The sequence below is a fragment of the Microbacterium sp. Leaf151 genome, from assembly GCF_001424225.1.
Lineage (GTDB): Bacteria > Actinomycetota > Actinomycetes > Actinomycetales > Microbacteriaceae > Microbacterium.
In genome coordinates this window covers 264,870-285,399 of record NZ_LMOR01000003.1, presented here as the reverse complement: position 1 = coordinate 285,399, position 20,530 = coordinate 264,870, and the positions used below count along the sequence as shown (strand labels likewise).

The window sequence follows — 20,530 nt, the reverse complement described above, 5'->3', positions numbered from 1 at the left end:
CGGCGGCGCCCGCTTGCGGACATGTCCGCACTCGGACGCGTCCGGGGTCGTCGGTTCGTACCGGGGGCGCCCCCGAACCGGCCCTCCCCGGCCCCATGGTGCGGATGCGTCGCCGCCACCGCTCCGCGACTTCGCGGCACCATAGACGCCGTGCACACGGCGCGCCATCCCCGCACCGGGTGTCCCAAGTCGTGCCTATGGTGAGACATGACCGCGCGCATCCTCTCGATCGGCACGGCCCTCCCCGATACGCGCGTCGAGCAGTCCAGCCTGCGCGACCTGTTCGCCGCACAGCCCGGCTTCGACCGCATGAGCCGGCGGCTGGTGGGGGCGGCGTTCGACGCCGCCGCGATCGACACCCGTCACGTGGTGCTGCCGCAGCTGGCCGGACGCGACGGCGACGGCCTCGGCGTACGCGAGGGCGACACCCTGCTCATGCCCTCCACCGGCGCCCGCAACGACGAGTACCGCCGCACCGCACCGGGCCTGTTCGCGGAGGCGTCGCGCCTCGCGATCGCCGGATCGGGGTACGACGCGGATGCCGTGACGCACGTCGTGACGGTCTCGTGCACCGGCATGTTCGCCCCGGGCCCCGACTACCACCTCGTGCGCGACCTCGACCTGTCGCCGACCGTCGAGCGCTACCACCTGGGCTTCATCGGCTGTGCGGCGGCCATCCCCGCGCTGCGGCTGGCGGCGCGCATCATCGGCGCCGACCCGGCGGCGGTCGTGCTCGTCGCCTGTGCGGAGCTGTGCTCGCTGCACTGGCAGACCTCGTCGCACCCCGACCAGATCGTCGCCGCATCCGTGTTCGCCGATGGCGCGGGCGCCGCGGTCGTGGCATCCGGAGACTCCTCCCACGACGGCCTCGACCTCGACGACTTCGCTACCCACGTGACCGACGAGGGCGAGAAGGACATGTCCTGGACCGTGGGCGACTCGGGGTTCGAGATGACCCTGACCCCCGAGGTGCCGCGCATCATCGGACGAGAGATCTCGGCCATCGCCGCCGACGTGGTGGGCGACCTCGCCGACGTCGACGCGTGGGCCGTGCATCCGGGTGGGCGGAGCATCCTCGATCGGGTGGAGAACGCCCTCGGGTTGGATGCCAGCGCGCTCGCCGCCTCGCGCGACGTGCTGCGCCGGCACGGGAACATGTCGAGTGCGACGCTGCTGTTCATCCTGCGCGACCTGCTCGCCGACGCCACCCGCATCGAGGGCGACCGGGTCGCGGCACTGGCCTTCGGTCCGGGCCTGACGGTAGAGGCGGCGAAGATCACCGTGCGCCGCCCGTCGGTGTGAACCCCGCCGCCCGTCCGCGGGGGCTCTCGCGGCGCGACACCGAGCTCGTGGAGCTCATGGACGACCCCGACTGCGACCCGCAGGCCCTCGCCGCCACCTACCGCCGGTTCGATGTGGTCAACCGTCTCGTATCGGCGTGGGGACGGGTCTATCGCACGCGCCTGGCGCCCGAGCTGCGGGCGCTCGGTCGCCCGGCCCGCGTGCTCGACCTCGGCTCGGGCGGAGGCGATGTCGTCGTGCGCTTGGCCGCCCTGGCCGCGCGCGACGGTCTCGACGTCGAGTGGGTGGGCGCCGATCCCGACCCCCGCGCGCACGAGGCCGCCCGGGCACGGCAGCGATCGGGCGTACGGTTCGTGGCCGCGGGCTCGCGCGACCTGTTGGCGGCGGGTGAGCGGTTCGACCTCGTCGTGAGCAATCATGTGCTTCACCATCTCGACGCCGGGGGGCTGCGCTCATTCGCCGACGACTCGCTCGCCCTCTCGCGCGGCTCGGTCCTGCACGCCGACATCGCGCGCGGGCGACGGGCGTACGCCCTGTACGCCGTGGGTATCACCCCTCTCTCGGTCGGCACCTTCCTGCGCGTCGACGGGCTGCGCTCCATCCGGCGGAGCTATCGCGCGCCCGAGCTGGCCGCTGCGCTCGGCCCCCCGTGGAGGGTGGAGTCGCCCGCACCGTTCCGGGTACTCGCCGTCGCACGGGGATTAGCGGATGTCGATGCCTGAGGTGCTCGTCGTCGGCGCGGGGCCCGTAGGCCTCGCCCTGTCAGCCGATCTCCGCTCCCGCGGAGTCGACGTCCAGGTCGTCGAACGTCGCGTCGATGTGGGCGGCGGAACACGCGCCATCGGCATCCACTCCCCCGCCCTCACGCTGCTCGAAGCGTGCGGCGCGACCGACGGCATCCGGGCCGAGGCCGTGCGGATCGACCGCGGCGAGGCGCGCGCCGACGGACGGGTGCTCGCCGAGATCCGGTTCGAGAGTCTGCGCGCTCGGCATCCCTATGTCGCCGCGCTGCCCCAGGGCGACACGATGCGCGTGCTGACCGGCCTGGCGCCGCCGGTCCAGGGCGGAACCGCGGTCCATGCGCTGCGGCATGACGGCGGCGGCGTGCGTGTCGAGGTGTCGGGTCCGAACGGCCGGAGCGAGATCCGGGCCGCGGTCGTGGTCGTGGCATCCGGGTGGGCGGGGCGCGAGCTCGTCTACCGCGAGGGCGCCGTCCGGACGCACCACTACCCCGACCGCTACGTCATGGCCGACGTCACGGCATCCGGGGGTCCGGTGGCGCGGGTGCACCTCGAGCGCGGAGGCGTCGTCGAGTCGTTCCCGCTGCCCGGCGGTCGCCGACGACTGGTGGCGTGGGCAGGGTCGCGCGAGGTGACGGATGCCGACGCCTTCCTGCGCGACGCGGTGGCCGCCCGCACCGGGGTCGATGTCGACATCGCCGCGGCCTCCACGTTCGGCGTGCGCCGTGCCGTCGCCCCGGCCCTGCGGCGAGGGCGCATCGTCGTCGTGGGCGACGCCGGACACGAGGTCAGCCCGATCGGCGGGCAGGGGATGAACCTCGGGCTGCTCGACGCCCTCACCCTGTCGCCGCTGCTCACACCGTGGGTGCGTCGGGGCGACGACACCGGACTCGCCCGGTGGGAGCGCGACCGCCTCGCGTCGGCCCGGCACGCGGCGCGGCTCGCGTTCCTCAACACCCTGCTCGGGCGCGCGGCGGGGCCGATGGCGCACGCACTGCGATCGGGCACGCTGCGGTCTTTGCTCCGGGGACCCGGTGGCGCGGCCTTCACGCGCGCGTATGCGATGCGGTTCGATCGGGCGGCGCGGGGTACCTGACGGAACTCGGGATGCCACCTCGTGCACAACGGAGGGCAATCAGGGCGACACGCCGGAGACCGGGACGCCGGAGCGGCGTGTCGGGGACCCCGCCCGCGGTTGCGCACGCGGCGGCGTGCCCAGGGCGGCTCAGACGACGACGAGCTGAACGGCCAGCAGCAGGGCGGCCAGCATCGTGAGCTGGAAGACGGCGCGACCGGGACGCTTCACGATCACCAGCACGGCGGTCGCCAGCGCCACGGCCACGACAGCACCGAAGAACAGGATGCCGATGAGGCTCGAGCCCCCACCGAGCAGCACCGCCACCGCGCCGACGACGATCCCCACGGCGGCGAGCAGCACCGACGTGCGAGCGCCGAGCCGGTGCGGGAGGCCACGGACGCCGGTGCGGCGGTCGTCATCGAGGTCGCGCACGACGTTGGTCAGGTGGACGGCCGCCCCCAGCGCGGCGCCCGCGGTCGTCGCCCACGGCGCCGCGAGCGCGGGCATCGATGACGACAGCGTCGCGAACGACGGGAACAGCCCGAAGCTCAGCAGGAACGGCACGATCGAGAACGGCGTCGACTTCAGGCCCGCGTTGTAGGCCCACGCCGAAGCCAGGGCGATCGCGTGGGCGGCGACGAATCCGGGCCCGAGCGGCAGCGAGAGCAGCAGCGCGACGCCGACCGCCCCCCCGCCGACGGCCAGCGCCCGGTCGGCGGTGACCGCTCCCCCGGCGATCGGTTTGTCGGTGCGCCCGACCGCGGCATCCCGCGCCGCGTCGATGGCGTCGTTCGAGAGGCCCACCGACACCTGACCCGCGAAGACCGCGGCCACGAGCAGCACAAGGCGTCCGGGGGCGACGCCGGCGGCGATGCCGAGCGCGAGCGACAGGATCGTGACGACGAGCGTGGGGCCGGGGTGCGTCGACGCCCACAGCGCCCCGAGGACACCCGCGCGCCCGCGGGGCGTGCGAGCGAGGGGCGGCTTCGCCTCGGCATCCGTCACCCGATGACGCTACCGCGGGCGAGCGGAGGAGCGGGCGGTAGCCGGTCCGGCATCCCGCCGCGGTGTCCGCGCGGAGGCGCTCCCCGCCGCAGGTTGTAGGGGGCGCTCGCGTCCAGGCCCGCACGTACCACCGGCGGGGCCGCGCTTCGCCCACACGTGCCACCGGCGGGGCCGCGCCCCGCCCACACGTACACAACCGCGGGGACCGCGGGCGACACGCCGCTCCGGCGAACCATTGCACGACGTGTCGTTAGAACACACCGCTCCTGTGCACCGGACGGGCGCATACGAAGCGATGCCCCGGGAGCCGCCGCGGCGAACCCCCGAGGCGTCGGAGGTCTCTCAGAGGTCCTCGGGGGCGAGGTCGCCCTGGCCCTCTTCGCCGAGCTCGACGACGCCCGGGTCCTGACCCTGGGAGTCGGTGCCGGTGTCGAGGGGGTGGATGTCATCCAGCGGGATGTCGCTGTCGTCGGCGGGGATCTCAGCCGGGTCGGCACCCGTGGCGGTGGCCGGGTTGATGTCCTCGGGGTCGGCGCCCTCGTCGAGGGCCGTGGTCGCGTCCCACTCGGCCTGCGCCGGGTCGAGCGCGGGGTCGGGCTCGATGGACGTGTCTCCGTCACGCAGGGGCTGTACGCCCGCGAGCCCTGCGTCGGCGGCGGGGGTCGTCTCGGCGGTGGTCGGGTCGATCGAAGCGTCGCTCATAGGGGGTCCTTCCGTCGGACGCGGGTCGCCGCCAGGATCAGCGGTGCTCTCATCCCACACGCCGGGCCCGGCTCCCCCCCGCCCCTTGACACGCGCCGGGCGCGGTCCGTCATGCCCGGACCACCCCACCGGTCGCGCGCCACAGTCGGCGGCGAGGTCGCTGTCAAGGCGCTGGCGCCGCGCGGCACCGCAGACGAGCGTGAGGGAGACGAGAGGATCCCCCATGAACGACTCCCGCCCCACCGCGCCTGAACAGATCGTCATCATCGGCGGCGGCAACGCCGGGCTGTCGGTCGCCGGCCGCCTGCATCGCGCCCGTGTCGGAGAGATCACCGTGATCGAGCCGCGCGAGCAACACGTGTTCGCGCCCCTGCAGTCCCACATCGCCGGCGGTGCCGCGCGCGCCTCCGAGGCTATCCGTCGTCAGGCCGACGTCATCCCTTCGGGGGTTCGGTGGGTGCGCGACGAGGTCTTCACCGTGGATGCCGACGCGCAGCGCGTGCACCTCGTCTCGGGCGAGCACCTCGATTACGACCAGCTGGTGGTCTGCGCCGGCATGCGCATGGCCTGGGAGCAAATACCCGGTCTCCCCGAGGCCATGTCTGAACCGACCGGTATCTCGAACTACGACTACGACCTCGCCGCGAAGGCATCCCCGGTGCTTCGCGACCTGCGCGCGGGAACCGTCGTGTTCACGCAGCCGCCGGAGCCGGCGTCCTGCGGCGCCGCGGCACAGAAGCCGATGTACCTGGCATGCGACTGGTGGCGATCGATCGGCGTGCGCGACGACATCCGCGTCGTGTTCGTGTGCCCCGACCCCGTGCCCTTCGGCATCCCCGCCATCGATCGGGAACTGCAGCGAAAGCTCGACGAGTACGGCATCGAGGTGCGCTACAGCCGCGAACTCCGCTCGGTGGATGCCGGAGCGGGCACGCTCGTGATCGGTCATGGTGACGCGGAGGAGACGCTGTCGTACGACGTTCTGCACGCGGTCCCGCCGCAGCGGGCGCCGGAGTGGATCGCGGGGAGCGGTCTGGCGGCATCCGACGATCGGCACGGGTTCGTCGACGTCGACCCCGAGACCTTCCAGCACGTGCGCCACCCCGAGGTGTGGTCGGTGGGGGATGCCGCCGCCGTCGCCACGCGACGCTCGGGTGGGGCCATCCGGCAGCAGGCGAAGGCGCTGGTGAAGAACATGAAAGCCGTGCGCGACGGTGGTACGCCCTCAGCGAAGTACAACGGCTACAGCGTCGTGCCCTTCACGGTGTCACGCGGCACCGTGGTGTTCGCGGAGTTCGACCGGGAGGGACGGCTGCAACCGACGGTCCCGTTCTGGCGTTCGCTGTACCGTGAGCGCCGCCTGTCGTGGATCGCCGACCGCCGCATCCTGCCGTGGGTGTACTGGCACCTGATCCTGCGCGGCCTCGCCTGACCAGGATGCCCCCGTCCCCGCCGCCGCGGTCTCGGTAGGGGCCGCGCTGCGTGCACGCAAGGGCTACGCCGTCAACGCGACGCCTGTGGGTGCCCCGCCGCTGCCACGCTGGGGGGTGCCCGGGCGACGCACGCACGCTGACGGTGCCCCGCCGCTGCCACGCTGGGGTGCCCGGGCGACGCACGCACGCTGACGGTGCTCGGCCGCTGCCTTGCATAAACGCGATTCGCGTCCATAAACAGGCGCACATCGCGTTTACACGCGCAGATCGTGTTTATGCGGGTGACCACCGCGGCACCGCCGCTCCCGCCGGGCGCGCCCCACCGCCGTTCCCTCGGGCGCGCCCCACCGCCGTACCCGCGGGGGTGGCGCACCGCCGCTCCCGCCAGGGGCGCCGCACCGCCGCTCCCTCGGGCGCGCCGCACCGCCGTTCCCGCGCGCGCCCCACCGCCGCTCCCGCAGGGCCGGCGCGCGTATAGGGCACGAACGCCGATCCCTCAACCCCGGGGGGCGTCTGCCGCACCGCGCGAAGACTGGGGGCAGCCCCGGAACCTATACGAAAGAGGACACCATGGCACAGGTCATCGAAACCATCGACGTCAACGTTCCCGTGCGCGTCGCGTACAACCAGTGGACGCAGTTCGAGGAGTTCCCCCACTTCATGAGCTTTGTCGAGTCGATCACGCAGAAGACCGACACCCTCACGCACTGGAAGGTGAAGATCGGCGGAGCCGAGCGCGAGTTCGACGCCGAGATCACCGAGCAGCACCCCGACGAGCGCGTCGCGTGGAACAGCGTCGGTGGAGACGAGAACCACGCCGGTGTCGTGACCTTCCACCGTCTGTCCGACGACCAGACGCGTGTCACCGTGCAGATCGACTGGGAGCCCACCGGCCTCCTCGAGAAGCTCGGCGCCGTGTTCGGCGCCGACGACCACTCGGTGAAGAAGGACCTCGACAACTTCAAGGAGTACATCGAGTCGCGCGGTGCCGAGTCCGGCGCCTGGCGCGGCGACGTCAGCTGACGTCACCCCTCCACGCAAGCCGGGCCCGTCCACAATGGACGGGCCCGGCTTCTGTCATGCGGGGATCACCACTGCGGGTGGATCTCCGCGCGCAGGCGCCGGTCGTACACCTCGCGCACGACCGCATCGAACGCGGCCAGGTCGAAGTCGCCGTCGAGAAGGTCGGCGGCCGCGGCGTTCGACGCCGCCTGGGCCGCCGAGCGCGCGCCCGGGATGACCGAGGTGATCCCCTCTCGCGACGCGATCCATGCCAGAGTCGCGGCGGGCAGCGTCACACCTTCGGGTAGCGACGCCTTCAGCTCGTCGGCCGCGGCCACGCCCTCGTCGAACGGCACCCCCGAGAACGTCTCGCCCTTGTCGAAGGCCTCGCCATTGCGGTTGTAGGTGCGGTGGTCGTCCTTGTCGAACGTCGTGTCAGCGGTGTATTTGCCGGAGAGCAGGCCGCTCGCCAAGGGGACGCGGGCCAGGACGGCGACGTTCTTCTCGACCGCGAGCGGGAGCACCTCGTCGAGGGGCTTGAGGCGGAACGGGTTGAAGATGATCTGCAGATTCGTCAGGTTCGGCCGGCGAAGCGCCGACAGAGCCTGGTCCATCGTCTCGACCGACGCACCGTACGCCGCGATGACCCCCTCGGCCACGAGCTGGTCGAGCGCCTCCCAGGTGGCGTGGTCGTCGATGACGGCGGAGGGCGGGCAGTGCAGCTGCACCAGGTCGAGCGTGTCGGTGCCGAGCAGGCGCCGCGAGCGGTCGAGCCAGCCGCGGTAGTTCTCGATCGTGAAGTGCTCGGGCGACTGCTCGGCGCGCCGGCCCATCTTGGTCGCCACGGTGATGTTCGCGGCATCCGTGCTGCGCAGGAACTTTCCGATGATCTCTTCGGAGCGCCCGTCGCCGTAGACGTCGGCGGTGTCGAACAGCGTCACCCCCGCGTCGGCCGCCGCCGCGAGCACCGCGAGCGCGTCGTCTTCGCTCACCCCGCCCCAGTCGGGGCCGAGCTGCCAGGTGCCGAGGCCGATGGCCGAGACCTCGCGGCCGGTACGGGAGAGGGGACGCTGCTGCATTGCGGTTCCTTTCGATGCTTCGTCGAGCCTATCCAGCCCCTCCGATACCAGGGCCGCGCGGGAACGGATGCCGCGGTGCGACCCAGCGCAACCCCGGCCCGCCCCACCGGCGCCGCGCCTAACGTTGCGGCACACCCACGGAAGGACGACCATGAACACTCCCGCCGACCGCCTGCCCGGAGCAGACGAAGAGAACCTCGTCCCCGAATCGGACGGCCTCACCGCCGACGTGCCCGCGGGCGCCGCCGGCGCGGACTCGGGTGCCGTCGGCGCCGTCGGGATCGACCCCGGCGACGAAGCGCGTCTGCAGAACATCTCGAGCCAGAACGACCTCCCCGGCGTGGGGACGCGCGCAGCGGACGGTCTGACCGAGCGCGGCACGGATCACGGCGACGGCGGCTCCACCTCGCGCCACACCGAGGACACCGAGGGCGAGGCGGACGCCGCCGATGCGGACGACGATCCCGCCGACCGCGACCGCACCCCGGCTTCCCCGCCGGTGCGCGACGGGGGCGAGCCCCACGTCGACGCCGACGACCCGATCGCGAAGTTCCAGCCCGGTGTCGGCCGCGATTCCGCGGCCTCCAGCAAGATCGCCCAGGGACTCGGCGACTCCGACGACGACTGAGCCCTCGCGGGGCGAACACCTCTTCGCGCGGGCGTGCGGGGCGGGCACCTCCCCGCGCAGGGCGGCGACCTATCGCGCCAGGCGCAATGCGTCCTCCGCGAGGTGGAACAACGTCGGCGTCGCCGCCGAGACGGCCGCCACGTCGGCGTCCGCCATCATCAGCACCACCGTCGCCTCGCTCGCCTCGTCGCGCACGAACCAGCTGCCGGTGACCACACCGCGACTCGACCCGCCCTTGAAGGCCACGTACGGCCAGGATCCGACGTCCAGCCCCTGACCGGGGTTCTCGCTCAGGATGCCGAGCACCTCGGCATCCTGAGTCTCCTGGAGCGCGCGGTGCACGGCGGCGACGTCGGCGGAGGAAGCGAACCACTCGAAGCCCTGCTGCCACACCGGGGTCGTCACGTCGGCCACCGCGACCGCCAGTGGCGCGGCATCGATGCGGTCGAGGAGCGCGCGCCTGCCCGCGTCGTCGGCGGCATCCCACTCGGAGCGCACGGCGGCGTCGCCGTAGCCGAGCGTGAACAGCTCCTTCGTCGAGAGGAACGGCGTGAGCGCCGACGGGTCCGCGTGGCCGCTGCGCGCGACCGCCGCCTCGACGCGCTCGCGCCCGAGACGGCCGATGAGCAGGTCGGTGGCGGTGTTGTCGCTGATGCGGATCATCGCCGACGCCGCCTCGCGCACCGACACCTCGGTGCCGGTCGGGGCGTCCTGCAGCTCACCCGAGGGCAGGCTCCGATCGGTGTCACCGAGCACGAGCGTCTCGTCCCAGGCCAGGTCGCCGGAGGCCACGGCATCCGCCACCGCCAGCAGGACGTACAGCTTGAACACCGAGGCCAGCGGCGCCGACCGGTCGGGGTCGATCGAGACGACGTCGGCGTCTCCGCGCCGCACGAGCGCGCTCACCTCGCCCGGGAGTTCGCGGAGGCGCTGCTCCAGCTCCTCCCACGACGTCGAGGGCTCCCACGGCGCGGCGACGGGGCCGAACACCATGCCGGTGATGCGGTCGTTCCCATCGATCGAGAGCGAGAGGTCGAAGGGGTCGCCGACCGACCCGGCGAGCGTCGCCACGGCCTGCGTCTCGGTGCCCTGGTAAGCCGTCACGGTGAACGGGGCCGCCGGACGGATCTGTCGGTTGAGAAGTTCGGCGACGTCCTCGGCCGACACCTGGGACCGGAAGTCCTCGTGCAGCACATGTGCCCATTCGCTCGCCGTCGTATCGGCCTCGGCTTCGAGCACGTCGATGATCCAGGTGACGCGCTCCCCCACCGGGGTCGACGGCACCTCCACGGATGCCGCCGCGGAGGCGGGGGCGTCGGAGGCGGCGCTCGTGCACGCGGTGAGGGCGGCGACGGCGACGAACGAGAGGGCGGCGGCCAGGCGACGGGCGAGAGTCACGGGGATCCTTCCGGAGGGGGGACGTCCCACGCTACGGAGCGGCCGGCGGCCGGACCTCCCTCGCGAGACGGAGATGCGCCAGGCTGGAGCGATGGACGATCTGCGGCTGGAACCGCTCGCCCCGAGCCTCGACGACTATCTCGAGCTGCGCCGTGCATCGGGCCTGACGCCCAAACGCCCTGAGCAGGGGGCACCGGCTCTGGTGAACAGCTGGGCCTGGCGGCGCATCGTGGATGCCACGGGCCGATCCGTCGCGATGGGCCGCGTCGTGGGCGACGGCGGGTGGTACTTCCTCGTCGCCGACATGGCGACCCTGCCCTCGCACCAACGGCGTGGACTCGGGCGCCGCATCCTCGAGGACCTTCTCGCGGAGATCCGCGCGAAGGCCCCCGAGGGGGCGTACGTGACGCTGCTGGCCGATCCGCCGGGTCAGGCGCTGTACCGGAGCCTGGGTTTCGAGCAGCCGACCAACGGCTCCGTGACGATGCACATGCTGCTCGCCTGACCCGCCGGCGGCCATATGGCACCGTGCCAGCGCGAAGCTCCGCGGGGCAGCTCCCAGAGCCGGTGCCGCGGCGGAACGAGCCGGTGCCGCGGACGCGAGAGCCGGTGCCGACTCAGCGCGACGAGGCCTCACGCCGCTCGGACCGCGACACGCGTCTGGCGCGCCACCCGAGCAGCAGGTCGATAGCGACGAACACCGCGAGGGTGAAGCCGACCAGCGGCAGCACCAGCCCGATCGCCACCGCTGCAACGAGCACCGCACCGATACCCCACCACGGCGCATGTCGCAGCACGCCCCGCGCGGGCGCGGTGGCGAGCCCCCGCGTCGGCCGCCGGTTCCACCACATCGCGTAGCCCAGCACGACCAGCGCCGCGATACCGATCGCGAGGGCGAACAGCACGAGCTGGTTGGCGAGCCCGAACATCGTGCCCATGTGCAGATCGACACCCCAGCGGGAGAGCTTGGCGAGGAGGGGGTAGTCGGCGAAATCGACCCGGTCGGTCACCCGCAGGGTCGCGGCGTCGATCGCCACGGCATCCACCTCGGTCGGGAAACTGCGGTGGATCTCCTGCACGACCCACGCCATCCCCTCTCCCGCGGGCGGGCGGATCTCGAGGTCGCCGGAGGTCACGTTGACCGTGCGGGCGACCGCGAGGACCTCGTCGAAGGTCTCGGCGTCCGCGGCGGAGGCGGGCTCATGCGCTCCCCCGTGATGGGCGTGCTCGCCGGCCGCGGCCGAGCCGTCGAGGCTCGTCACCAGCGCCGGCGTCCCCGCCCCGACCGCCGCGCGCAGGTCGGCCACGTTGGCTCCCGCGTACGTCGACCACGTGATCCCGGTTGCCGAGAGGAACAACGCGCCCAGCACGACCCCGACCCCGATTCCCGAGTGCCAGCGCATCAGTCGCCGATAGCCCCGCACCCGACGGGTGGATCGCCGGCGCCTGGCCAGGAACCGCCCGATCCACAGGCCGAGCCCCGCGAGCGCGACGATGCCGAGCCAGGATGCCGCGAGCTCGCTGTACCAGCGGCCGACGTCGCCCAGGTGCAGCGAACGGTGCAGGTCGCTGATCCAGTGCCGCAGCGGCAGCGCGCCGCTCGTACCGTAAGCGGGGAGGTCGCCGCGGATCTCCGTGGTCGCGGGATCGACGAAAACCGCCCGCGTCGTGCTCTCGGGCAGGGCGTCGTCGGCGAACATCACCCGGGTGGTGTCGCCGGGTGCCGGCGCCGGTCGTACAGCCACGGGCGTCCCGCCTCCGACGTACGCCTCGGCGGCGGCGATCTGGTCGGCCAGGGCCATGCCGTCCCGCGTCGACGACGCCGTGAGCTCGTGAGCGTACATCGCCCTCTCGAGGGTCGGCGTGAGCGCGTACAGCGCCCCGCTGAGAGCGGCGACGAGGATGAACGGCCCGACGAAGAGCCCGGCGAAGAAGTGCAGGCGCCGCAGGAGCGGAAGGAACCAGCCCGAGCGGGGACGGTCGGGCGAGACGGCGGCACCCGTGGACGGGGAGTCGGTCGCGGTCACGGGAGGACCGCCGGGATGGGGAACAGAGGAGACATCTGCGAGATCGCTTTCCAGGTGCAGAGCACCCGTCATCCGGCGGCCACGAGGGCAGCACCGGGACCGCGCCGCCCGCGCGATGACACGCGGGTCATCGCGGACGGCGGGCACTCATGGGTCGAATTGCGCCCGGTGAGGACGCGGAACAGCCCCCGCGGGCGCACGACGGCACCCGGCACGGCGACCGACCGCCCCACCGCTCGAACGGGCGGGGCGGGACTCAGGATGCCGCGACCGGTGGTCCCCGACGAGCGCTCGCTCGCACGACGACCGTCGAGACCGGAGTGACGACGGCGACGATCGCGGCGCGCACGCACCGCACCGGGACCGGAACGAACGCGCTGACGCGGACGCGCGCCCGCACCCAGGCGACGCAGGCGCCCGCCAGCGCCCGCAGCCCCGCCAGTGCCCGTTCGCCGCGGTGCAGGGCCAGCGTCGTCACGACGGCGGCGACGAGGTGCCCCACCGCCATGTCGGCATCCATGGCGAACGCCGGGGCCGACGAACCGCCCGCCACGACGGGGATGACACCGCCGTGCGCGTGGACACCGGCAGCGAGGTCGTAGCTGCCGAGCACGAAGAGGGCGTGGAACAACGCTTGGCTGACCGCGACCGACAACCCCAGCCGCCACGCCGACAGCCGCCGACCGGCGAGCGCCACGCAGACGACGAACGACAGGGCGAGCGGCACCACGATGCCGACCGGGCCCGGGACCGCTCCCCCCGCCGACACGTGCGACACGAGCGCGACGAAGCTGGCGAGGGATGCGGCGACAGCTCCGCGCGCGACGCGCGCGCCCCGGTCGTGTCGTCGCATGGCATCCATTGTGTCAGCCGGGTCGGTGGCATCAGGAGCGCGCGCCGCGGGGGCCTAGGCTGAACCCACCGACCCCAGGAGGACGCCGTGACCCGACCGCCCACCGCGCGCCGCGTCGTGATCGCCGGGGCGAGCGGCTTCGTCGGACGGGCGCTGACGCGGGCGTTCGAGGACGACGGGTACGACGTCTTCACCGTTGGCCGGACGGGGTCCGCCGTGTGGGGAGACGCCGCCGCGATCTCGCGTCTCGTCGACGGCGCCGACGTGCTGGTGAACCTCGCGGGCAAGATCGTGTCGTGCCGGTACACCGACGCGAACCGCGACGAGATCCTGCGCTCCCGCGTCGACACGACCCGTGAACTGCACGCGGCCGTCGCCGCGGCCGCGCATCCGCCGCGCGTGTGGATGAACGCCTCCACCGCCACCGTCTACCGGCACGAGACCGAACGCGGCAACGACGAGATCGACGGGGTCATCGGTGAGGGCTTCTCGGTCGACGTGGCGACGAGCTGGGAGCGCGCCCTCTTCGCCGGCGACCTGCCCGCGACCCGGCGGGTGGCGCTGCGCATGGCGATCGTCCTCGGAGACGGGCCCGCGACCCGCATGCTCTTCGCGCTCGGACGCCTGGGGCTCGGCGGACCGCAGATCGACAGCTGGTGGTTCCCGCACCGCCGTTACCGCGGCATCGGCGCCCACCCCACCGGCGCGGTGTTGTCGAGCTGGCACCGCACGTCAGGACGACAGCGCTTCAGCTGGATCCACATCGACGACGTCGTGGCATCCGTCCGCTTCCTTCGCGACCGCGACGACGTCTCGGGACCGATAAATCTCGCAGCACCCGGCGTCAGCGACAACCGCACCCTGATGCGCGAGATTCGGCGCGTGGCCCGGATGCCCCTGGGCCTCCCGGCCTTCCGGTGGATGCTCGACCCCGCCATGGCCCTTCTTCGCAACGAACCGGAACTGGTCCTGAAGAGCCGGTGGGCGGTTCCGCGCGTGCTCACCGAGGCGGGCTTCTCCTTCAGCTACCCGGAGCTCGGTCCCGCGCTCGACGCGGTCGCCGCCTCGCGCAGGCCGCGGGCACGCGACTTGTTCTCGGTCTGAATCGATTCCCCCCGACCCGAAGGAGCCGACCCCGCGTTCGCGGTCGGTGAGCCCGGAGGACAGCGAGAACGACGGATGCCGTGTCCGCGGCGGGCCGCGTCAGACCTTCCGGCGGACGAAGCGCAGGACCGCCATGACGGCCCCGACGATCAGGATGATGAGGCCGATCCACAGCAGGAACTTCACGGCCTCGACGAAGATGCCGAGGAAGAGCAGCACGAGACCGACGATGACGAGAATGATGGCGAGAGCAGGCATGACCACAGCCTGCGCCGACGCAGATTCCTCTTCCACGGCCTTGACACCTCGGCACGTGCGCCACAGGGCACCTGTCAAGACCGCTGCGGCGGCGCCCGGGCGGGTCTAGCGTCGACCCACCACGATCCAGGAGGCGGCAATGGCTGAACGCGATGTCAACGGACACGGCACGGGACCCGAAGAGGGCGAGTACACCGATCTGCAGCTGCCGGACGGGACGGCCGATCGCGGGAGCGCCGACCTGCCGGGCGAGTACGTCGACCGTCAGAACGTCGACGGCACCCAGGAGCGACCCCGGTCCGACGAGGCGGGCGCGTACACCGATGTGCAGCTGCCGGGCGGCGACGAGTCGCGCGAAGACATCGACGATCCCGGCGAGTACACCGACCGCGATCGGTGAGCCGCTCAGCGGTCCAGCGTGGTCTCGGGCGCTGAGCCGTATGCGGCGCGGTACGCCGCGACGAACGCGGCGCGGTCGAGGAAGCCCCACCGAGTGGCCACCTCGTCGACCGTGACGCAGGTCGGATCCGCATCGATGAGATCGGCGTGCGCCGCGCTCACGCGGGCGGCCGCGAGGTACTCCTCCGGGTTGTCGGCGAGTTGGCCGTTGGCGGCGAAAGCGCGCCGCAGGCCCAGGGTCGATGTCCCCACGGCCCGAGCGGCGTCGTCGACCGTGATGGCCAGCGACGCATGATCGTCGATCCACGCCATCGCCGAGGTGTAGATCGACGCCTGTTCGAGCGCGGAGGCACGGCGTTCCCGGGGGTCCCCGGCGAGGGGGAATGCCTCCAGGGTCGCCGAGACCAGCGACCGTCGCACGTGCGCACGGGCGAGGGGCTCCGCCATCACCGGCAGCTGGGTCTGCGCCCAGCGAACGGTGGCGAGCCAGTAGTCCCGCATCCGGCGCGACACCGGCTCGGCCCCCGAGAAACGCACGTTGAGGGAGTCGTCGCCGTAGATCGCTCGCGCCGATTCGGTGAGCCAGGCCACATCGAAGGCGACGACGTGCAACAGGGTGTCGCGCGGGTGCCCCACGAACTCCTGCCCGGGTTGCACGAGGCCCGGATCGACGCTGTAATCGCCCGACTCCGAGCCCACCGTCCAGGCGTACCCCGGCGTCGAAGTCGCGAAGTAGAAGCGGTCCGCCTCGTAGATCACCTCGGCCCGGCACGCCCAGGTCAACCGACGGATCGAGAACGCACTGTCGCCCACCGCGTGCTCGGCGATCGATGCCTGCTCCGCCTGCACGTCGATACGCCCGTACTGCTGCTGCAGCCAGGCCTGCGTCTCGGCAATGTTTGCCGCGCGGACGCTCGTATCGAAGAAGTCGTTCATGGGACCATTGGTTCACCAGCGAAAAATCAGCGCTCTGACGCCCATGATAGTTAACTCGACGACCCATCCCTTTCGGAGTGACCCACGTGTCGAACTCGCCGTCCATCCGCCCCGTCACCCCTGACGACGCCGGGGAGGTGCTCACCGTCCAGCGCGCCGCCTTCGTGAGCGAAGCCCTGATCTACGGCGACCCCGATATGCCGCCGCTCACCCAGACCCTCGAGGAGCTGCGGGCCGAACTCGTCGAGAACCTCGGCTGCGTCGCCGTGGTGGAGCACCGCATCGTCGGGGCGGTGCGGGCACGCCTCGATGGCGGGCTCCTCCTCATCGGGCGCCTGGCCATCGCGCCCGACCAGCAGGGCGGGGGCCTGGGGACGCTGCTCCTCGACGCGGTCGAGCAGCACGGCCGCGAGGCTGGTGCGACCGAGGCCGAGCTGTTCACCGGTGGTCTGAGCGAGGCGAACCAGCGTCTCTACGAGCGCGAGGGCTACCACCGGACCGAGGAGACGGCCGACGGCGAGATCTTCTACCGCAAGGCTCTCGTCTGACTCCACCGGTGGCTTCGACAGGCTCAGCCACCTGCCCATGCGCGGTCCCGGGCCGCGCCGCTCCCCGGGCCGCACACAGGTCCCCGGGCCGCACATGGGTCCCTGAGGCGCGCACAGGTCCCTGAGGCGCGCACAGGTCCCCGGGCCGCACACAGGTCCTCGAGCAGCGCACAGGTCCCTGAGCCCGTCGAAGGGACCGAGACCCACGCACGCAGGAAGGGGCCCCCGCCCGCACCCGGACGACGGCCCCTTCCTTCGCGGCACTTACGGCGTCGGCATCCCACCGTTGACGTTGAGCGTCTCACCGATGACGTAGCTCGACTCCGCCGAGGCGAGGTACACGAACGCCGGCGCGAGCTCGGCGGGCTGGCCCATGCGCCCGAGCGGGGTCTCCTCGCCGAACTCGTCGACCTTCTCGTCGGGCTGACCGTCGGTGACCTGCAGCGGCGTCCAGATCGGTCCCGGCGCCACCGCGTTCACGCGGATACCCTTCGGCGCGAGCTGCTGGCCCAGCGCCTTGGTGAACGTGTTGATGGTCGACTTCGTCGAGGCGTAGTCGACGAGGATCGGTGCCGGCGAGTACGCCTGGATCGACGTGGTGTTGATGATGGTCGAGCCCGGTGCGAGATGCGGCACGGCCTCTTTGCAGATCCAGAACATCGCGTAGACGTTGGTCTTGAACGTGTCGTCGAACTGCTCGTCGCTCAGCGTGGTGATGTCTTCGTTGAAGATCTGCTTGCCGCCGTTGTTGACGACGATGTCGAGGCCGCCGAGGCCCTCGACCGCTTCCTTCACGAGCGTCCGGGCGTACTCGCGCTCGCGCAGGTCGCCGGGGATCTGCACGACGGTCGCGCCGGCCTCGCGGAGGATGCCGGCGATGCGGTCGGCATCCACCTTCTCCTCGGGCAGGTACGACATCGCGACCGAGGCACCCTCTCGGGCGAAGGCGATCGCGGTGGCGGCACCGATGCCCGAGTCGGCGCCGGTGATGAGGGCCTTGCGACCCTTCAGGCGCTCGCTGCCGACGTAGGTGTCCTCACCGAGGGCGGCCTTGGGCGTGAGCTCGGCGTCGAGACCGGGCTCTTTCTGGTCCTGCGACTGCGGGTCGATGTCGGCGTAGAGCTTCGTCGGGTCGGTGAACGTGTACTGCGTGCTCATGGCGAGTCCTTTCATGGGGAGATGGATGCCGTGACGTGACGCCACGGCGGGGAGTCAGTGGCCGGCGAGCTCGTCGTCGTCGACGAGGTCGCGGATGACGAGAGCGGCGTTGATCAGTGCGAGGTGGCTCAGCGCCTGCGGCAGATTGCCCCAGAATGCGCCGTCGGCCTCGGCAATCATCTCCGAGTAGATGCCGACGTCGTTGCCCTGGGCGACGAGCGCGTCCATCGCATCGATCGCTTCGCCGTGGCGCCCGACGCAGGCCAGGGCCGTGGCCCGCCAGAAGGCGCACGCGACGAACGTCTGCTCCTCCTGGTCCATACCGGTGTAGCGGTACACGAGATGGGTGTCTGTCGTCAGGCGCTCGGTGATGGCGTCGATCGTCTTCGACATCCGCTCGCCGCGGTCGAAGCCGGTGGGGGCATGCAAGAGCACCGACGCGTCGAGGTCGTCGCTCCCCGGCGCGAGCGTGTAGGCCTCGAGCTTCTCCGACCAGCAGTGCTCCTCGACCCAGCGGTGGATGCGGTCGCGCTCGGCGCGCCACCGGTCGCCATTGTCGGGGATGTGCCCGCCGTCGGCCAGCCACTGGGCATCGTCGAGCGCCTTCCAGCAGCCCATCTTCGAGGAGGTGTAGTGACGGAGCTCGGGCAACTCCCACATCCCGGAGTCCTCGCGACGCCAGAGGTCGCAGGTGCGGTCGGCCACGTCGGCGAGCAGGCGCCCGGTCTGCGTGTCGAGGCGGTTGCCGGCCTGAACGTACGTGCGGCACAGCGCGATCAGGTCACCGTAGACGCCGAGCTGCAGCTGTCCCTGGGCGGGGTTGCCGGTGACGACGGGCTGGTTGCCGTTCCATCCCGGAACCTCGTGCTTCTCGAGGCCGATCTCGGCGGCACCGTCGAGGGTGTACATCACCTGCACCTCGGGACCGTTCTTGCGGATCGTGCGCAGTAGCCACGAGATCGCGGCATGCGTCTCTTCGCGAAGGCCGAAGCCCACCCACGCGTGCGCGGTGTACGCGAGGTCGCGCACCCAGGCGTAGCGGTAGTCCCAATTCTTCCCGCCGCGGGGGTTCTCGGGGAGCGATGTCGTCGCCGCGGCGGCGATCGCGCCGGTCGGGCTGAAGAGCAGCAGTTTCAGCGCGAGGGCGCTCCGCTGCACGTCATCAGCCCAAGGTCCCTCGTACGAGAACTCGTCCGACCACATCGTCCACCCGTCGACCGTGCGGTCGATGCCGCGATCGACGTTCTTCGCGTCCGGAACACGAAGGGGCTCGCCCTCGGTCGCGGCGATGACGAGCAGGTGCCGCGACCCCTTCGAGGTGGTGAAGCCGCCGTCGATGCTCTCGTTCCGCGAATCGGGTGCTCCGTGGATGCCATGCTCGTGCCCGACGACGGCGAGCGAGACGTGGCCGATGCGCATGATCGAGAATCCGTCGATACGTTCGGTCCAGGGCGACGCCGATCGCAGCATCGTCCCCGGCTGCACGCACCATGCGAACTCGACCTCGCCCTTGACCCCGTCGACGCGTCGGGCGAGTTCGGCCCACGGGAGGCGACCGGCGATGCCGGTGACCATGGCATCCGTGAGGGTGGCCACGCCCGTCGCCGTGGTGAAGGTCGTCTCGAGGACGTTGGTGCGCGGGATGTAGCGTCGCGTGACTCCGTACTCGCCCACCGGCGCCAACTGGATGCAGCCGCCGGCCGACTCGTCGACGAGTCGCGCGAACACCGGCCGGGAGTGGATGTTGGGAAGCGGCAGCCAGTCGACCGACCCGTCGAGCCCGATCAAGGCGACCGTTCGACCATCGCCGATGGCCGCATAATCGCGCAGTGGTCGAGACGGAGCAGGAGGGGTGGTTGTCACGTACTCACGCTAGGAACGGCTCGGCGGCCCCGAGGCGGGGTTGTCGAATCGATTCCGAGCGGCTACGGAGACCCCGGGCGGCGCCGGTACTCCGCCGCGCAGGACCCCGCAACCCCCGCCGCAGGGCCCGCAACGCCGCCTAACGTCGCTGATGACTGTGAGTGAAAGGAACGCGCATGTCCACCACTACCAAGGACGCCCCCACCAAGAACCGCCGTCGTCCCGCCCGAGGCGGGAGCGGCCCCGAGACCACCGACGAGCAGAACGCCGAGAAGGGCTTCCAGGCGTCGGAGCAGTTGACGGACGCCCTCCAGGCCGTCCTGGTCGACCTGATCGAGCTGTCGGTCCAGGGCAAGCAGGCCCACTGGAACGTCGTCGGCAAGAACTTCCGCGACACCCACCTGCAGCTCGACGAGATCATTGACGCCGCGCGCGAGTTCGGTGACGAGGTCGCCGAGCGCATGCGCGCCCTGCACGCTCTGCCCGATGGCCGCAGCGACACCGTCGCCGAGACCACCACGCTCCCCGAGTTCCCGCAGGGCGAGGTCGACACCGCCGAGGTCATCGACCTCATCACGGAACGTCTCGACGCGACCGTGGGCACCGTTCGCGACGTGCACGACGACGTCGACGACGAAGACCCCACGAGCGCCGACATCCTGCACAGCGTGCTCGAGCGCCTCGAGCAGCTGTCGTGGATGGTGAGCGCCGAGAACCGCGTCGCCCGCAAGTCGTAAAAGCGACTGCAGACACCGGATGCCGGGGCCCCAGGGCCTCGGCATCCGTCGTTCGCGCGGTGTGCTCGGCGCTTCGGCCTCGCGGGCGACGGTACGGCTGGACGAGAACCCTCTGGGAGTCACCGGGAGCGGTCAGCTCGTTTACATGATCACGGTCGCCGTGTACGACGCCGACGACGAGGTGAGACGACGAACGGTCCGACCGGCCGGAAGCACCATCACCGTGGTGCCATCACCGAGACGGCCCAGGGTGTTCAGCCTCCACGCTTTGACCGATGCG

21 protein-coding genes are annotated in these 20,530 nt (G+C 71.8%); 11 read left to right on the top strand and 10 right to left on the bottom strand.

The genetic code is table 11. The features are described 5' to 3' along the window. Positions 1-207 precede the first annotated feature (207 nt). Genes ASF76_RS08915 through ASF76_RS08905 form a run of 3 tightly spaced genes read left to right on the top strand, consistent with a single transcriptional unit; the run spans position 208 to position 3,138 of the window. A complete protein-coding gene (locus ASF76_RS08915) occupies positions 208-1,302 on the top strand; it encodes a type III polyketide synthase (RefSeq protein ID WP_055956273.1) in 1,095 nt (364 codons plus the stop codon). Next, the gene (locus ASF76_RS08910; protein ID WP_268774399.1) at positions 1,299-2,024 is read left to right on the top strand and encodes a methyltransferase domain-containing protein; all 726 of its coding nucleotides are present in this window, start codon (positions 1,299-1,301) and stop codon (positions 2,022-2,024) included. Before ASF76_RS08915 ends, ASF76_RS08910 begins: the two co-directional genes overlap by 4 nt. Further along, on the top strand, positions 2,011-3,138 hold the full coding sequence (locus ASF76_RS08905; RefSeq protein WP_235561269.1) for an FAD-dependent oxidoreductase: 1,128 nt from the start codon (positions 2,011-2,013) through the stop codon (positions 3,136-3,138). The genes ASF76_RS08910 and ASF76_RS08905 overlap by 14 nt, the downstream gene beginning before the upstream one ends. Positions 3,139-3,267: 129 nt before the next feature. Here the strand turns inward: ASF76_RS08905 and ASF76_RS08900 are convergent, their stop codons facing one another. Together ASF76_RS08900 and ASF76_RS08895 are read right to left on the bottom strand one after the other, a co-directional pair. Beyond that, the gene (locus ASF76_RS08900; RefSeq protein ID WP_082484950.1) at positions 3,268-4,125 is read right to left on the bottom strand and encodes a UbiA family prenyltransferase; all 858 of its coding nucleotides are present in this window, start codon (positions 4,123-4,125) and stop codon (positions 3,268-3,270) included. A 342-nt stretch (positions 4,126-4,467) separates the two neighbouring features. After that, positions 4,468-4,827, bottom strand: a complete 360-nt coding sequence (locus ASF76_RS08895; protein WP_055956269.1) for a hypothetical protein — start codon at positions 4,825-4,827, stop codon at positions 4,468-4,470. Between the two features lie 223 nt (positions 4,828-5,050). Between ASF76_RS08895 and ASF76_RS08890 the strand changes: the two genes are divergently transcribed. After that, entirely contained in the window at positions 5,051-6,259 is a 1,209-nt protein-coding gene (locus ASF76_RS08890) for an NAD(P)/FAD-dependent oxidoreductase (RefSeq protein WP_055956266.1), read from the top strand. 571 nt (positions 6,260-6,830) lie between these two features. After that, on the top strand, positions 6,831-7,283 hold the full coding sequence (locus ASF76_RS08885; protein WP_055956264.1) for an SRPBCC family protein: 453 nt from the start codon (positions 6,831-6,833) through the stop codon (positions 7,281-7,283). A gap of 65 nt (positions 7,284-7,348) precedes the next feature. Here the strand turns inward: ASF76_RS08885 and ASF76_RS08880 are convergent, their stop codons facing one another. Continuing rightward, positions 7,349-8,341: an aldo/keto reductase gene (locus tag ASF76_RS08880; RefSeq protein ID WP_055956261.1), complete on the bottom strand. Its 993-nt coding sequence runs from the start codon at positions 8,339-8,341 to the stop codon at positions 7,349-7,351. Between the two features lie 151 nt (positions 8,342-8,492). On the opposite strand from ASF76_RS08880, the gene ASF76_RS08875 reads away from it, so the two are divergent. After that, positions 8,493-8,969 carry a hypothetical protein gene (locus ASF76_RS08875; RefSeq protein ID WP_055956258.1) on the top strand — a complete coding sequence of 159 codons (477 nt, stop codon included), beginning with the start codon at positions 8,493-8,495 and terminating at the stop codon, positions 8,967-8,969. Positions 8,970-9,038: 69 nt separating this feature from the next. On the opposite strand, the gene ASF76_RS08870 is transcribed toward ASF76_RS08875, so the two are convergent. Further along, on the bottom strand, positions 9,039-10,367 hold the full coding sequence (locus tag ASF76_RS08870; protein ID WP_055956254.1) for a Cpe/LpqF family protein: 1,329 nt from the start codon (positions 10,365-10,367) through the stop codon (positions 9,039-9,041). A 91-nt stretch (positions 10,368-10,458) separates the two neighbouring features. On the opposite strand from ASF76_RS08870, the gene ASF76_RS08865 reads away from it, so the two are divergent. Then, positions 10,459-10,872, top strand: coding sequence for a GNAT family N-acetyltransferase (locus tag ASF76_RS08865; RefSeq protein WP_055956251.1), 414 nt, complete (start codon positions 10,459-10,461; stop codon positions 10,870-10,872). Positions 10,873-10,984: 112 nt separating this feature from the next. On the opposite strand, the gene ASF76_RS08860 is transcribed toward ASF76_RS08865, so the two are convergent. Both ASF76_RS08860 and ASF76_RS08855 read right to left on the bottom strand, forming a co-directional pair. After that, the gene (locus ASF76_RS08860) at positions 10,985-12,394 is read right to left on the bottom strand and encodes a PepSY-associated TM helix domain-containing protein (protein ID WP_235561268.1); all 1,410 of its coding nucleotides are present in this window, start codon (positions 12,392-12,394) and stop codon (positions 10,985-10,987) included. Positions 12,395-12,650: 256 nt separating this feature from the next. Next, complete coding sequence (locus ASF76_RS08855) at positions 12,651-13,247, bottom strand: hypothetical protein (protein WP_055956248.1); 597 nt, start codon at positions 13,245-13,247, stop codon at positions 12,651-12,653. 87 nt (positions 13,248-13,334) lie between these two features. On the opposite strand from ASF76_RS08855, the gene ASF76_RS08850 reads away from it, so the two are divergent. Then, entirely contained in the window at positions 13,335-14,351 is a 1,017-nt protein-coding gene (locus ASF76_RS08850) for an epimerase (RefSeq protein ID WP_055956244.1), read from the top strand. A gap of 99 nt (positions 14,352-14,450) precedes the next feature. On the opposite strand, the gene ASF76_RS17335 is transcribed toward ASF76_RS08850, so the two are convergent. Beyond that, complete coding sequence (locus tag ASF76_RS17335) at positions 14,451-14,609, bottom strand: hypothetical protein (RefSeq protein WP_183420490.1); 159 nt, start codon at positions 14,607-14,609, stop codon at positions 14,451-14,453. Between the two features lie 139 nt (positions 14,610-14,748). Between ASF76_RS17335 and ASF76_RS08845 the strand changes: the two genes are divergently transcribed. Continuing rightward, positions 14,749-15,009 carry a hypothetical protein gene (locus tag ASF76_RS08845; RefSeq protein WP_055956241.1) on the top strand — a complete coding sequence of 87 codons (261 nt, stop codon included), beginning with the start codon at positions 14,749-14,751 and terminating at the stop codon, positions 15,007-15,009. A 5-nt stretch (positions 15,010-15,014) separates the two neighbouring features. Here the strand turns inward: ASF76_RS08845 and ASF76_RS08840 are convergent, their stop codons facing one another. Continuing rightward, the gene (locus tag ASF76_RS08840) at positions 15,015-15,944 is read right to left on the bottom strand and encodes a helix-turn-helix domain-containing protein (protein WP_055956238.1); all 930 of its coding nucleotides are present in this window, start codon (positions 15,942-15,944) and stop codon (positions 15,015-15,017) included. 86 nt (positions 15,945-16,030) lie between these two features. On the opposite strand from ASF76_RS08840, the gene ASF76_RS08835 reads away from it, so the two are divergent. Next, the gene (locus ASF76_RS08835) at positions 16,031-16,492 is read left to right on the top strand and encodes a GNAT family N-acetyltransferase (RefSeq protein WP_055957156.1); all 462 of its coding nucleotides are present in this window, start codon (positions 16,031-16,033) and stop codon (positions 16,490-16,492) included. A 264-nt stretch (positions 16,493-16,756) separates the two neighbouring features. Here the strand turns inward: ASF76_RS08835 and ASF76_RS08830 are convergent, their stop codons facing one another. Further along, positions 16,757-17,650, bottom strand: coding sequence for an SDR family oxidoreductase (locus tag ASF76_RS08830; RefSeq protein ID WP_055956233.1), 894 nt, complete (start codon positions 17,648-17,650; stop codon positions 16,757-16,759). Positions 17,651-17,704: 54 nt separating this feature from the next. Then, complete coding sequence (locus ASF76_RS08825; RefSeq protein WP_055956230.1) at positions 17,705-19,513, bottom strand: glycoside hydrolase family 15 protein; 1,809 nt, start codon at positions 19,511-19,513, stop codon at positions 17,705-17,707. 176 nt (positions 19,514-19,689) lie between these two features. Between ASF76_RS08825 and ASF76_RS08820 the strand changes: the two genes are divergently transcribed. After that, the gene (locus tag ASF76_RS08820) at positions 19,690-20,250 is read left to right on the top strand and encodes a Dps family protein (protein ID WP_055956227.1); all 561 of its coding nucleotides are present in this window, start codon (positions 19,690-19,692) and stop codon (positions 20,248-20,250) included. Positions 20,251-20,530 lie beyond the last annotated feature (280 nt).

What these genes read in the sequence shown, in the direction of transcription:
- ASF76_RS08820 (WP_055956227.1), top strand. Translation starts at nt 19,690, where the DNA reads ATGTCCACCACTACCAAGGACGCCCCCACCAAGAACCGCCGTCGTCCC.
- ASF76_RS08875 (WP_055956258.1), top strand. Translation starts at nt 8,493, where the DNA reads ATGAACACTCCCGCCGACCGCCTGCCCGGAGCAGACGAAGAGAACCTC.
- ASF76_RS08880 (WP_055956261.1), bottom strand. Translation starts at nt 8,341, where the DNA reads ATGCAGCAGCGTCCCCTCTCCCGTACCGGCCGCGAGGTCTCGGCCATC.
- ASF76_RS08840 (WP_055956238.1), bottom strand. Translation starts at nt 15,944, where the DNA reads ATGAACGACTTCTTCGATACGAGCGTCCGCGCGGCAAACATTGCCGAG.
- ASF76_RS08895 (WP_055956269.1), bottom strand. Translation starts at nt 4,827, where the DNA reads ATGAGCGACGCTTCGATCGACCCGACCACCGCCGAGACGACCCCCGCC.
- ASF76_RS08905 (WP_235561269.1), top strand. Translation starts at nt 2,011, where the DNA reads ATGTCGATGCCTGAGGTGCTCGTCGTCGGCGCGGGGCCCGTAGGCCTC.
- ASF76_RS08865 (WP_055956251.1), top strand. Translation starts at nt 10,459, where the DNA reads ATGGACGATCTGCGGCTGGAACCGCTCGCCCCGAGCCTCGACGACTAT.
- ASF76_RS08845 (WP_055956241.1), top strand. Translation starts at nt 14,749, where the DNA reads ATGGCTGAACGCGATGTCAACGGACACGGCACGGGACCCGAAGAGGGC.
- ASF76_RS17335 (WP_183420490.1), bottom strand. Translation starts at nt 14,609, where the DNA reads ATGCCTGCTCTCGCCATCATTCTCGTCATCGTCGGTCTCGTGCTGCTC.
- ASF76_RS08855 (WP_055956248.1), bottom strand. Translation starts at nt 13,247, where the DNA reads ATGCGACGACACGACCGGGGCGCGCGCGTCGCGCGCGGAGCTGTCGCC.
- ASF76_RS08915 (WP_055956273.1), top strand. Translation starts at nt 208, where the DNA reads ATGACCGCGCGCATCCTCTCGATCGGCACGGCCCTCCCCGATACGCGC.
- ASF76_RS08885 (WP_055956264.1), top strand. Translation starts at nt 6,831, where the DNA reads ATGGCACAGGTCATCGAAACCATCGACGTCAACGTTCCCGTGCGCGTC.
- ASF76_RS08890 (WP_055956266.1), top strand. Translation starts at nt 5,051, where the DNA reads ATGAACGACTCCCGCCCCACCGCGCCTGAACAGATCGTCATCATCGGC.
- ASF76_RS08830 (WP_055956233.1), bottom strand. Translation starts at nt 17,650, where the DNA reads ATGAGCACGCAGTACACGTTCACCGACCCGACGAAGCTCTACGCCGAC.